Consider the following 11312-nt stretch of genomic DNA (forward strand, 5'->3'; position numbering starts at 1 on the left):
CTCGCAGTGCGTGCGGCCGGTGCTGGTGAACGGCGACCACGTCGTGATCCGCTGGATCTTCGATTTCGAATGGCTCGACGGCAGCACGACCCACATGGAAGAGCTCGCCTGGCAGCGCTGGGAGGGCGAGCGCATCGCCGAAGAAACCTTCTTCTATGATCCGGCGCAGCGCGTACCGCGCCCCGCGCCGCGCTGAGAAGCCGTGAACGATTCCGGAGCACCTCGATTGGCACTGACCTGGACCACCACCTGGCACGGCATCGGCTGGGATGAACTCGAGGCGCTGTACCGCGCCGCGCCGCTGGGCACGAAGACGGCCGCCCTGTTGCAGACCGTGTTCACGAACAGCCGCTTCTGCTGCTTCGCGCGCGAAGCCGGCGGCCGGCTGGTCGCCGCCGGGCGGGTGCTGTCCGATGGGGCCGACTGCGCCTATGTGTGCGATGTCGCGGTGCACCCGGACCAGCAGGGGCGCGGCGTGGGGGCCGAGGTGATGTCGCGGCTGCTCGCGATGTGTGCCGGGCACCGCAAGATCATCCTCTACGCCGTCCCCGGCAAGGAAGCCTTCTACCGCAAGTTCGGTTTCAGGCCGATGCGCACCGCGATGGCCGTCTTCGACGACGAGGCGACCGCCTTCAGCAAGGGATTCATCGATGTCGAGTGAGGGCTGGGACGGCTTCTCGCTGGCGATCGCCGGTGCCTGAGCCGATGCACCCGGAGCGCTGGCCGGCGCAGGCGGCCCTCGCGATGATCGGCCTGTACCAGCGCTTCGTCTCGCCGCACAAGGGCTTTCGCTGTGCGCATGCGGTGCAGACCGGCCGGCGCGGCTGCTCGGCGCTGGGCGCCCGCGCGATCCGCCGCCACGGGCTGTGGAACGGCCTGGGCGTGCTGGGCTGCCGGCTCGATGCCTGTGCGCTGAGCCACGAGGCCTTGCAGGCGGCACGCCATCGGCCGCGGCCGCATCCGCAATCGGGCCTGTGCGACTTCGATTGCGGCGGGGCCGATTGCAACCCGTTCGACTCCTGCGACGTGGCGGAGTGCGCCTGCGATGCGCTGGACTGCGCCGACTGCGTCGATCGCAAGAAGCGCTGCAGCCGCAACTCGTCGGCCGATGCCGCGCGCGAGCGCGTCGCCKCGCGGCAGAATCGGCACAAGAATCGACGAGAGGACCGGCAGCCGTCCGCGGCGCCTGCCCCGCCCACGCCACCCGCTGGCCCACCCAAGGAGCCCWGATGCGCACCGTCCTGTTCCTGACCGCCGGCCTGCTGCTGCTCGGCTCGATGCTGGTGCTGGCCCGCCTGTTCGTGGCCCACTACCCGGCCGCGGTGACCTGGGCCGGCGCCGGCTTCCTGGTGCTGTGGCTGCTGATCTGCGCCGTCAACATGTGGGTCGGCGTCGCGCGCGCGGGCTACTCGGTTGCCGAGGAGCTGCCGATCCTGCTGCTCAATTTCGCCGTGCCGGCCGCGATCGGCGTGCTGCTGGCCTGGAAGCTTCGCTAGGAAGTCATCGCGATGTGCCGCAACATCAAGACCCTGTTCAACTTCGAGCCGCCGGCCACCGAGCTGGAGATCCGCGACGCCTCGCTGCAGTTCGTGCGCAAGCTCAGCGGCTTCACCGTGCCGTCCAAGGCCAACGAAGCGGCGTTCGAGCGCGCGGTGGCCGAGGTCGCCGCGTCGGCGCGCGCACTGATCGATTCGATGGTGACGAACGCCGAGCCGCGCGACCGCGAGGTCGAAGCCGCAAAGGCCCGCGCACGATCCGCCGAACGCTTCGGCAGCCGAGCCTCGTAACCCGATCAACCCCCACTTGTTCGCTTGTCATCTCTCAACAGGCAGGGCGGTGGCAGAAGGCGCGGGTGGGGAGTCTGGGGAGCGCCAATAAGGGAGTGGCGCCGGAGCTGGCTGGTTTCATGGCCCGCGTGCGCAGCACGCTTCGTGAACTGACTGTCGCCCACTGTTTGACCACAGCGAGCGAAGCGAGCGGAGGGAGTTTGGGCGACGGGCCATGAAACCAGTCAGCGCAGGGTAGTCAGCGCCCCGCCAGGGGCGATGACCGCCGCGACCGGCGCGCCCCACACTCCCCACCCGCGCCTTCCGCAACAACAACGACGAACCTAGGCCTTCAGCATCTCCGCCATCTTCGCCAGCAGGTCGGGCTTCGAGAACGGCTTGTCCAGCCCGGCGCAGCGCGTCGCCTTCAGGAACTCGCTCGCATCGGGCGACAGCGTGTCGCCGGTGACGAACAGGAAGCGCTGCGCCAGTTCCGGCTGCCGCGCCGATGCGGCCCGCCACAGCGCCGCGCCGTCCATGTCGGGCATGCGCAGGTCGGACACCACCGCATCGAAGCGCGCCGCTTCCAGCAGCTCCAGCGCGACCGCACCGGACAGCGCCGTCGCCACCGCATAGCCGGCACGCTCCAGCATGTCGCGCAGCAGCTCGGCCAGCTCGGGCTCGTCGTCGACCACCAGCACCTGCGCCAGCGCCGGCACCTCGGCCGGCGGCGGGGCCGGTTCGTCGGGCACCGGTTCGGCCTCGCCGCTCAGCGGCAGGCTCAGGCGGAACGACGCGCCCTGCGCCGTCGACTCGAGCACCAGGTCACCGCCATGCTCTCGCGCCACCGAGCGCGACACCGACAGCCCGAGCCCGGTGCCCAGCCCCTCCGGCTTGGTGGTGAAGAAGGTCTCGAACAGCCGCGCGCGCACCTCGGGCGCCACGCCCGGACCGGTGTCGACGACGCGCAGCCACACGCGCGGCTCGCGGTCGGTGCGGCGCTGCTCGACACCGGTGCTGATGTGGATGCGCCGCTCGCCGGTCGTCATCGACAGCGCCTGCTGCGCATTGACCATCAGGTTCAGCACGATCTGCGAGATCTGGTCGCCATCGCCCATCACGCCCGGCAGCTGCGGCATCAGGTCGAGCTGCAGCGCGACGTTGTGGCTGCGGTAGGTGTAGCCCAGCAGGTCGGCCGACGCGCGCACCAGGTCGTTCAGCACCACCACGCCACGCTGCGACGGGCGGCTGCGCGCCATGTTCAGGAAGGTGCGCACGATGCGCCCGCAGCGCTCGGCGGCCTCGCGGATGCGCTGCACGTCGTGCTGCAGGTCGGGCCGGTCTTCGCCTCTCTGCTCGATCAATTTCTCCTCGAGCAGCGTGGCGCGCCCCATCACGATCGCGAGCGGGTTGTTCAGCTCGTGCGCGACGCCGGCCAGCAGGCTGCCCATCGCGGTGAGCCGCTCGCCCTGGCGCAGCGCCTCGCGCTGGCGCTCGATCTCGCGCGCGGCGTCGTGGCGCTCGGACACGTCGGCGATCGACGCGGTGTAGAACGCGGTGCCGCCGACATCGCTGCGCCACAGCACCATCTCGATCGGGAACTCGCTGCCGTCGGCGCGCAGCGCGTGCAGCTCCATGCGCTTGCCGAGCACGTGCGGCGGCCCGCCCGCCTGCATGCGGCGCAGGCCCGCCTCGTGCGCCGCGCGGTGGCGCTCGGGCACGATCACCTCGCTGACCGGCAGCCCGACCACGTCGGCGCGCCGGCGTCCGAAGATCGCCTCGGCCGACGGGTTGAACTCGACGATGCGGCCGTCGGCGTCGGTGGAGATCAGCGCGGCGAGCGCGTGGTCGACGATCGCCGACTTCAGCGCCTCGCTGGCGCGCAGCTGCTCCTGGCGCAGCGCGAGTTCCTCTTCGCCCTGGCGCAGGTCGGTGTGGTCGAGCCCGCAGACCACCACCGCCTGCACCGGCCCGCCGCCCGGCGTGTACGGCACCAGCACCTGCTCGCGGTAGCGGCGGCCCTGCTGCTGGTAGTGCACCCAGCCCTGCAGGTGCAGCGACTCGCCGGCGAACAGCCGCTCGAAGATCGGCACGAAGTTGCGGTAGACGCCGTCGTCGAGCACCTCGGACATGTGGTGGCCGATCACGCGCTCGGACGGCAGGCCCATGAAGCGCAGCGCCTCGAGGTTGGCGTACAGGTAGCGCCCGTCGCGGCCGACCACCGCGACGCGGGTGTTGATGTGCTCCAGCAGCACGCCCATCAGCACCGGGTCGAGCATCGGCAGCGACGGCGGCTCCGCCCCCCAGCGCGTCGTCGACCAACGCAGCTCACGCTGGTCAGAGCCGGCGTCGCCGTTCGAGCTCATGACAGCGGCGCCGCGAACCCCAGCACCACGCGCCGCGTCTGCGCCGACTTCTTCTCGATCTTCGTCACCACCACCGCGCCGATGTCGGCGGTGTTCGCGACATGCGTGCCGCCGCAGGGCTGCAGGTCGACCCCTTCGATCTCCAGCACCCGCACGCGCCCGAGGCCGCGCGGCGGCTGCACGCTCATGCTGCGCACCAGGCCGGGGTTGGCATCGAGCTCGGCCTCGCTGATCCAGCGGTGGCGCACCGGGTGCGCGCCGGCCACCAGGCGGGCGAGGCCGGCGGTCAGTGCCTCCTTGTCGAGCGGGTTGGTCATGTGGAAATCGAGCCGCGCCGAGTCGGCGGTGATCGAGCAGCCGTCGACCGGGTGCGGCACCAGCGCGCACAGCAGGTGGGTGGCCGTGTGGAAGCGCATGTGGCGCTCGCGGCGCGCCCGGTCGATGCGGGCGGTCACCGGCTGGCCGGGCGCCAGGGTGGCGAGCAGCGCCTCCTGGCCGGGCGCCGGCACATGGACGATCTCGCCCGGCGCCACGCCCTTGCGGGTGTCGGCGATCTGCAGCACGCGGCCGTCGGCCAGCCGCAGCTCGCCGCGGTCGCCGGCCTGCCCGCCGCCGAGCGGGTAGAACACGGTGCGGTCGAGCTGCACGCCRGTCTCGCCGAGGGCGGTGATGCGCGCCTCGCATTCGTCGAGCGCGGCGTCTTCGCGGAACAGTTCTTCAGTGGTCATCGCGTGCATCCTGGCCGTGGTCGTGGCGTCAAGCGGGGTCGGTGATGAAGCGGCGCAGCACGTCGAAGGCCTCGTTCGGCTTCTCGCGCCAGGCGCCGTGGCCGATGCCGGGGAACGACTGGAACTGCCGCCAGCGCGCAGGCAGCGCCGCGGCGATGTCCTGCGCATCTTCGAGCGGGCACACCGGGTCGAGTTCGCCGGCCAGCACCAGCACCGGACATTGCGCGGCGGCCAGTCCGGGCAGCAGGTTCATCTGCCGCTGCTCGCCGCGGATGAAGGCCTGCAGGATCTCGGGGGCGGTGAAGCGCCAGGGCGCGCTCTCGACGCGGCCGACCAGGCTCGGGTTGTACAGCGGCTTGCAGACGCGCTGGTAGACGGCGTTGTTCTCGTCKCTCGGATCGGCCCAGAAGCGCTCGGCCACGTCGCGCGCCTCGCGGCCGCCGAGCTGCTCGAACATCGCCAGCTTGCGCGGCATCGCCATGCTGCCGGCAGTGCTCGACAGGATCACCTTGGCGGCATGCGCCGGGTGGCGCGCGATGTAGCGTTGTGCGACGAAGCCGCCGAACGACTGGCCGAGCACGATCGGCTTGACGATGCCGAGCGCATCGCACAGCCGCACCACGTCGTCGGCCCAGGTGTCCAGCGTCCACTCCGACGGCGGGCGGCGGTCGCTCATGCCGTGGCCGCGGTGGTCGTAGTAGACGACCTGGGCCAGGTCGGCCAGGCGGGAGAACAGCGGCTTGAAGGCGACGTGGTCGAACCCCGGACCGCCGTGCAGCAGCACCAGGCTGGGCTTTTCCCGCACACCGTTGCCGTCGGGGACGTGGCCGGGGCCTTCGACGTCGACGAACAGCCTCACACCGGGCTCGATCTGGATGCGCACGCGCTGGCCTTCGTTGTTCAACCAGGGGCGATCTTGCCACGCCCGGCCGCGCGCGAAGGAAGGCTAGCCTCCGGCCAGCAGGCGCTGCCGTTTCTGGGTCTGGTCGATGTAGCGCTGCAACGCGCGCGACACGTCGCTGCTCGGGTTGACGATCTCGCAGCCGAGGCGCACGCCGCGCGAATCGGGGTTGATCGAGGTCACGTGCTGCAGGCGCAGCGCGACGTGCACCCGCGTGTCGACATCGAGGTCCATCTGCACGCCGTTGAGCACCACGCCGGCCGGCAGCGGCGGCACGTCGTCGGGCAGGAACAGCGCGCAGCCGCCGATGCTCACGTCGAGCACGCGCAGCGCGAGCGGCATCTCGTGGATGGCCGGGTGGCGCACGCGCGCCACCGGCGTGCTGCGCAGCAGCGGGCGCACGCGGAACCCGCTGCGGCGCTGGAAGCGGAACAGCTCGCGCGGCATCGCGCAGTTCAGCACCGCGTTGCGGCCGTTGTGCACCATCACCAGCCCGACCGCGTCGAACTGCAGCTTGATGCTGTCCAGGTAGGCGACCGCGACGGCGTCCGCCGACTCGACCAGCGCCTGCACCTGGTTGTTCTCGCCTTCGGCACTGAAGCTGATCAGGCCGCGCACCGGGTCGATCGACCACAGCGTGGTGGTGTAGTTGGCGCCGTCGCTGCCGTTCAGGTGGACGATCACGTTGCCGTCCTGCAGCCRCTTGAGCATCGCCAGCACCTCGGGCACGGCGGAGAGGCGGAAATCGTCCAGCCCGCCATGGGTGGCGGCCAGCACGTCCAGCGGCATCGGCATCGTGTCCAAATTCGGCTCCGGTCGGCGGGACGGCCCGCCGCGATCAGTGAACGTCAGCGAACGGCTCAGTGAACGGTCTTCGGCTTGCCGGCGAGGATCGCGTCCAGGTCTTCCAGCCACGGTTCGGCCAGGTGGCGGATCTCGGCATCATTGACCAGGATGCGCTGCATGATGCGCGATTTCAACTGGGCTTCCTCGGAATCCAGCGGGCGCTGCGCGGCGGCGTGCTTGAGCTGCGAGATCAGCACGGCGCAGGCGCCTTCGAGCTTGACCACGTGGTCCCAGTTGCCGACGCGGGCGGCTTCGAGCATGTCCTGGCTGGCGCGCTCGATGGCTTCGTAGTAGTTCAACAGGGCCTTGTTCATGGGGTGGTCTCCGTTGTCGTTCGACCGGTCGATCTGGAAATGCTTCATGGTGTGCGGGTCCTGGCTCAGGCGGCGGTCTTGATGTCGATCTCGGCCCAGGCGCTGCGCAGGGGCTCGATCAGTTGCACGCATTCGTCGAGGGCCGCCTCGTCGCTGTGCAGGTTGGCTTGCGTCAGGCGCAGGGCCATGTAGGCGTACAGGTCGTTCAGCTGGGCGGCGAGCGCGCCACCGTCCTTCAGGTTCAGGCCGGCCTTCAGGCCTTCATCGACGATGCGCACCGCGCGGCCGAGGGCACGGCCCTTCTCCTCGATCTTCTTGTTGCGGATGGCGCCACGCGCCTGGGCGATGCAATCGATCAGCCCGTCGAACAGCATGGCGATCAGCTGGTGCGGCGATGCGCCGTCGACCCCGGTGCCGACCTGCACTGCCTGGTAGGCATTGCTGCGGCCGCCGAAGGGCGATGCGGAGTAGTCGGAACCGAACATGTTCTTGGCCTTGTGCGTGACTGGATGCACTGTTTATCGGCCCGCCCCGCGCGGCCTTTAGGCCGCACAAGTGGGGTGAAACAGGGTCCATTTCTCCCTCAAGTGTGAAGGGATGTTGCGGGCACCTGCTCCAGTGAAAACACCGTCCGGACCGGGGTCTGACGGTGTTGCACGGATCGACCGGAGTGCGCCCCTGCGGGGCGCTCCTTCAGCCTGTGCTCTTGTTCCAGTTGGCGATCTGCTGCGTGATGTAGGTGCTGAGCGTGTTCAGCCCCGCCATCTTCGTGTCGAGCGCGGTGTACTGGGCGCGCAGGCGCTTCTCGGTGTTCGTCATCCGGTCAGTGATGTCGTCCTGCCGTTCCTGGTTGTCCTTCAGCGTGCTGTTCAGCCCGCTGGTGCGGGCCGCCAGCGAGCCGTCGGTGCCCAGCACCTGGTCGCCCAGCGCGCGCAGCTTCTGCGCGAAGCCGTCGTTGGCCGAGTCGGTCGCGTCGCTGTTGGCGAACGCCTTCTTCATCTCGCTCAGGTTGCCCAGTGCGCTGGTCAGCTTGGTGTCGTTGACCTTCAGCGTGCCGTCGGTCTGGATCTCCAGCCCGATCGACGACAGCGTCGGGAACGCGCTCGAGGCCGAGCCGGTGCCCGTCAGCATCGTGCGCAGCTGGCGCTGCAGCGACACCGCGGTGCTATCGCCCTGCAGCGTGCCGGCCGTCTTGGTCGAATCGTCGTACTTGGTCTGCGTCTTCAGCAGCGACGCCAGCCCGTTGTAGGCGGCCGTGAAGTTCGTGAGCGCGCTCTTGATCGAGGTGTTGTCCTGCGCGACGCTGACCTGTACGTCACCGGTGGTGACCTTCTGCAGGTTCATCGTCAGGCCCTGCACCACGTCGTTCAGCGTGTTGCTCGCCGAGGTGATGTCCAGGCCGTTGATCCTCGCCTGCGCATCGGCGGCGGTCTGGGTGCGCGTCATCGCGGCGCTGCCGTCGGTCGCGTCGTACGCGAAGGCCGAAGGGCCGGCGCCGCTCGCCGTCACCCGGAAGCCGTTGCCGACGCCGGTGGCCGTCGACGACAGCACCAGCCGGGCGCCGCTCGAATCGGTGACGATGGAGGCGGAGACACCGCCGCCCGCCGAATTGATCTTGTCGCGCACGTCGGCCAGCGTGTCGGTCGCGCTGATCGCGATGTTCATCGAGTTGATGGTCGCGCGGGCCTTGAAGCCCGGCTCGCCGATGTCCCAGCTGCCGACGTCGATGGTCAGTGCGCCTTCGCCGACGACGGTGCTGCTGGAAGCGAAGCTGGTGCTCGCCACCGACTGTGCGGCAGCCAGCTTCTGCACGCTGACGGCATAGTTGCCGGCTGCGGCGCTGGAGCCGCTGGACACGGTGACGGAGGAGGTGTCGGCGGAGGTGGCCGCCGTCGCGCCCCAGGTGGTGGAGCGCGTCAGCGCGAGCGCGGCGTCGCGGAAGGCCGACACCGAGGATTGAATGGAGCCGTAAGCGGAGATCTTGGTCTGGATCTTCGACGCTTCGGTCTGCAGTTGCGTGACGGGCAGCTTTTCGACCGTCATCAACTTCGTGATGATCGATTCGACGTCGAGGCCGCTGCCGATCCCCGCTGATGTAACTGATGCCATGACCGTGACCTTTCGGAAGAGTGGACGGCAAGCAGAGGAAGCCTCGCTGCCACTGTCCTAAAAGAAGGAAGGCTTCCCCCAAGGGGAATCCGATATCGCGTGTATCGGAGTCACAGCCGGCAACTTGAGCCCCCGGGTGCGAAATTTTTCACGCACCACGTCTCACTCGTCGTTCATCAGCCCTTCAGCAGCTGCAGCACCTGCTGCGGCAGCTGGTTGGCCTGGGCCACCATCGCGTTGCCGGCCTGCTGCAGGATCTGCGAGCGGCTCAGCGCGGCGGTTTCGGCCGCGAAGTCGGCGTCCATGATGCGGCTGCGGGCGGCAGACTGGTTCTCGACGTTGGTCTGCAGGTTCGAGATCACCGAATCGAAGCGCGACTGGCTCGCACCGTAGGTGGCGCGGGTGTCGTTCACCAGGTTCAGCGCCTGGTCGATGCTGTCGATCACGGTGGCCAGCGTCGCCGAGGTGGTCGTGCTGTCGATCACGGTCGTCGCGGCGGTCACCGCGGTGATCGAGGCATCGACGGTCAGGTCGACGGTGTTGATGTCGATCGTGTCGTTGACCGTCGTGTTGGCGCCGACCTGGAAGGTCTGCGTGCCGGTCGACGCGAGGATCGGCTGGCCGTTGAACGTGGTGCCCGCCAGCACGCGGCCGATTTCGGCCGACAGCTGCTGGAATTCCTTGTTCAGCGAATCCTTGTCGCTGCCGCTGTTGGTCGAGTTGCGGGCCTGCACCGACAGTTCACGCATGCGTTGCAGCGCATCGCCCACCTTGGACAGCGCGCCTTCAGCGGTCTGCGCCAGAGAGATGCCGTCGTTGGCATTGCGCACCGCGACGTTCATGCCGCGCACTTGCGCGTTCATGCGTTCGGCGATCGCGAGACCGGCGGCGTCGTCCTTCGCGGAGTTGACGCGCAAGCCGGACGACAGGCGCTGCATCGAGACCGCCAGGGCGGACTGGGATGAATTCAGGTTTCGTTGCGCGTTCAGCGAAACGATGTTCGTGTTGATGGTTTGTGGCATGAAGCACTCCTCAAGAATCAATGACTCCCGGCGAAATGCGCCGGCGCTTGCCGCAGGGGGGTAATGCCCTGCGTCAGACCCGGCGCGAATCACCGTTGGCCACCGACATGAAAGGTGTGCTGTTGCACACCGCCCCGTCAGCATCCTTCAGTGGATCCGGACCGCAGATCCCGGGCGAGGAACCTGTGGAAGTGATTGTTCCGAGAACTGGAGGTGGGTTAAACCGGGAAATGAGCCGGTCTGACCCGCCTTTTCGTGCGCCAGAAAGCAAAAAGCCCCGCCCGGTTTCCCGGGCGGGGCCTGTGAAGCAGAGCCTGGCGGCTTACTTCAGCAGCGACAGCACTTGCTGCGGCAGCTGGTTGGCTTGTGCCACCATCGCCGTGCCGGCCTGCTGCAGGATCTGGGCACGCGACAGGTTCGACGTTTCAGACGCGAAGTCGGCATCCGTGATGCGGCTCTTGGCAGCCGACTGGTTCTCGACCGAGGTCTGCAGGTTCGAGATCACCGAGTCGAAGCGGTTCTGCGCCGCACCGTACATGGCGCGCTCGCTGTTGACCTTGTCGATCGCGCCGTCGATGTTGTCGATGACGGTCTTCAGCGAAGCCGAGTTCGTCGTGCTGTCGATGACCACGGTGTTGGCCGTCACGGCGGTGATGCTGGCATCGGCCGTCATGTCGGTCGTCGTCACTGTGATGACGTCGTTGGTCGTGGTGTTGGCACCGATCTGGAAGTCCTTCGCACCGGCGCTGGCGCCGATGATGGCGATGCCGTTGAAGGTGGTGCCGCCCAGCACGCGGGTGATTTCCGCGCTCAGTTGCTGGAATTCCTTGTTCAGCGAATCCTTGTCGCTGTCGCCGTTGGTGCCGTTGCGGGCCTGCACGGCGAGTTCACGCATGCGTTGCAGCGAATCGCCGACCTTGCCGAGCGCGCCTTCAGCGGTCTGCGCCAGCGAGATGCCGTCGTTGGCATTGCGGATCGCGACGTTCATGCCGCGGACCTGGGCGCCCATGCGCTCCGAGATCGCCAGGCCGGCGGCGTCGTCCTTGGCGCTGTTGACGCGCAGGCCGGAAGACAGGCGCTGCATGGCGGTCGACAGCGAGTTCTGGGTGGTCGACAGATTGCGTTGTGCATTCAGCGACGTGACGTTGGTGTTGACTGACATGACCATTTTAAAAACTCCAATAACGGTTGAACTGAGACCCGGCATGAGCGCCGGCATTGCCTCGGCAGATTGGTTTCTCTACCGCTTCACTTCTCTGC

At 68.5% G+C, this 11312-nt stretch carries 14 protein-coding genes; 5 read left to right on the top strand and 9 right to left on the bottom strand.

Annotated elements, in window-relative coordinates; genetic code table 11:
* The 5 genes from AC1D15_RS07490 to AC1D15_RS07510 form a co-directional block, all read left to right on the top strand.
* The coding region (locus AC1D15_RS07490; protein WP_477825500.1) for a nuclear transport factor 2-like protein at nucleotides 1-196 on the top strand (196 nt) is incomplete at its 5' end.
* A 6-nt stretch (nucleotides 197-202) separates the two neighbouring features.
* Nucleotides 203-661, top strand: a complete 459-nt coding sequence (locus AC1D15_RS07495) for a GNAT family N-acetyltransferase (protein WP_477825501.1) — start codon at nucleotides 203-205, stop codon at nucleotides 659-661.
* A gap of 32 nt (nucleotides 662-693) precedes the next feature.
* Nucleotides 694-1251 (top strand): membrane protein insertion efficiency factor YidD, encoded by a 558-nt coding sequence (yidD, locus tag AC1D15_RS07500; protein ID WP_477825502.1) that lies wholly within the window; start codon nucleotides 694-696, stop codon nucleotides 1249-1251.
* The gene (locus AC1D15_RS07505) at nucleotides 1230-1496 is read left to right on the top strand and encodes a hypothetical protein (RefSeq protein ID WP_477825503.1); all 267 of its coding nucleotides are present in this window, start codon (nucleotides 1230-1232) and stop codon (nucleotides 1494-1496) included. Before yidD ends, AC1D15_RS07505 begins: the two co-directional genes overlap by 22 nt.
* Before the next feature lie 12 nt (nucleotides 1497-1508).
* Nucleotides 1509-1787 (top strand): DUF2277 domain-containing protein, encoded by a 279-nt coding sequence (locus AC1D15_RS07510; RefSeq protein WP_477825504.1) that lies wholly within the window; start codon nucleotides 1509-1511, stop codon nucleotides 1785-1787.
* A gap of 323 nt (nucleotides 1788-2110) precedes the next feature.
* Here AC1D15_RS07510 and AC1D15_RS07515 read toward each other — a convergent pair whose 3' ends face one another.
* From AC1D15_RS07515 to AC1D15_RS07555, 9 genes are all read right to left on the bottom strand, one after another.
* Complete coding sequence (locus tag AC1D15_RS07515; protein WP_477825505.1) at nucleotides 2111-4132, bottom strand: hybrid sensor histidine kinase/response regulator; 2022 nt, start codon at nucleotides 4130-4132, stop codon at nucleotides 2111-2113.
* A complete protein-coding gene (locus AC1D15_RS07520; protein ID WP_477825506.1) occupies nucleotides 4129-4860 on the bottom strand; it encodes an alanyl-tRNA editing protein in 732 nt (243 codons plus the stop codon). Before AC1D15_RS07520 ends, AC1D15_RS07515 begins: the two co-directional genes overlap by 4 nt.
* Nucleotides 4861-4888: 28 nt before the next feature.
* Nucleotides 4889-5764: an alpha/beta fold hydrolase gene (locus tag AC1D15_RS07525; RefSeq protein ID WP_477825507.1), complete on the bottom strand. Its 876-nt coding sequence runs from the start codon at nucleotides 5762-5764 to the stop codon at nucleotides 4889-4891.
* 42 nt (nucleotides 5765-5806) lie between these two features.
* Nucleotides 5807-6556: a flagellar brake protein gene (locus AC1D15_RS07530; protein ID WP_477825508.1), complete on the bottom strand. Its 750-nt coding sequence runs from the start codon at nucleotides 6554-6556 to the stop codon at nucleotides 5807-5809.
* 65 nt (nucleotides 6557-6621) lie between these two features.
* Entirely contained in the window at nucleotides 6622-6921 is a 300-nt protein-coding gene (locus AC1D15_RS07535) for a flagellar protein FliT (RefSeq protein WP_047510193.1), read from the bottom strand.
* Nucleotides 6922-6986: 65 nt separating this feature from the next.
* Nucleotides 6987-7406, bottom strand: coding sequence for a flagellar export chaperone FliS (fliS, locus tag AC1D15_RS07540; RefSeq protein ID WP_047510156.1), 420 nt, complete (start codon nucleotides 7404-7406; stop codon nucleotides 6987-6989).
* Nucleotides 7407-7614: 208 nt separating this feature from the next.
* Nucleotides 7615-9030, bottom strand: a complete 1416-nt coding sequence (gene fliD, locus AC1D15_RS07545; protein WP_465113657.1) for a flagellar filament capping protein FliD — start codon at nucleotides 9028-9030, stop codon at nucleotides 7615-7617.
* Nucleotides 9031-9206: 176 nt separating this feature from the next.
* Entirely contained in the window at nucleotides 9207-10052 is an 846-nt protein-coding gene (locus AC1D15_RS07550; RefSeq protein WP_047510160.1) for a flagellin N-terminal helical domain-containing protein, read from the bottom strand.
* A 322-nt stretch (nucleotides 10053-10374) separates the two neighbouring features.
* Nucleotides 10375-11220, bottom strand: a complete 846-nt coding sequence (locus AC1D15_RS07555; RefSeq protein ID WP_047510162.1) for a flagellin domain-containing protein — start codon at nucleotides 11218-11220, stop codon at nucleotides 10375-10377.
* Nucleotides 11221-11312 lie beyond the last annotated feature (92 nt).

The organism is Rhizobacter sp. P2_H2 (genome assembly GCF_056403375.1).

Coding starts and splice junctions, on each gene's coding strand:
- AC1D15_RS07505 (WP_477825503.1), top strand. CDS start 1,230: ATGCGCACCGTCCTGTTCCTGACCGCCGGCCTGCTGCTGCTCGGCTCG.
- AC1D15_RS07510 (WP_477825504.1), top strand. CDS start 1,509: ATGTGCCGCAACATCAAGACCCTGTTCAACTTCGAGCCGCCGGCCACC.
- AC1D15_RS07515 (WP_477825505.1), bottom strand. CDS start 4,132: ATGAGCTCGAACGGCGACGCCGGCTCTGACCAGCGTGAGCTGCGTTGG.
- AC1D15_RS07535 (WP_047510193.1), bottom strand. CDS start 6,921: ATGAACAAGGCCCTGTTGAACTACTACGAAGCCATCGAGCGCGCCAGC.
- fliS (WP_047510156.1), bottom strand. CDS start 7,406: ATGTTCGGTTCCGACTACTCCGCATCGCCCTTCGGCGGCCGCAGCAAT.
- fliD (WP_465113657.1), bottom strand. CDS start 9,030: ATGGCATCAGTTACATCAGCGGGGATCGGCAGCGGCCTCGACGTCGAA.
- AC1D15_RS07550 (WP_047510160.1), bottom strand. CDS start 10,052: ATGCCACAAACCATCAACACGAACATCGTTTCGCTGAACGCGCAACGA.
- AC1D15_RS07555 (WP_047510162.1), bottom strand. CDS start 11,220: ATGGTCATGTCAGTCAACACCAACGTCACGTCGCTGAATGCACAACGC.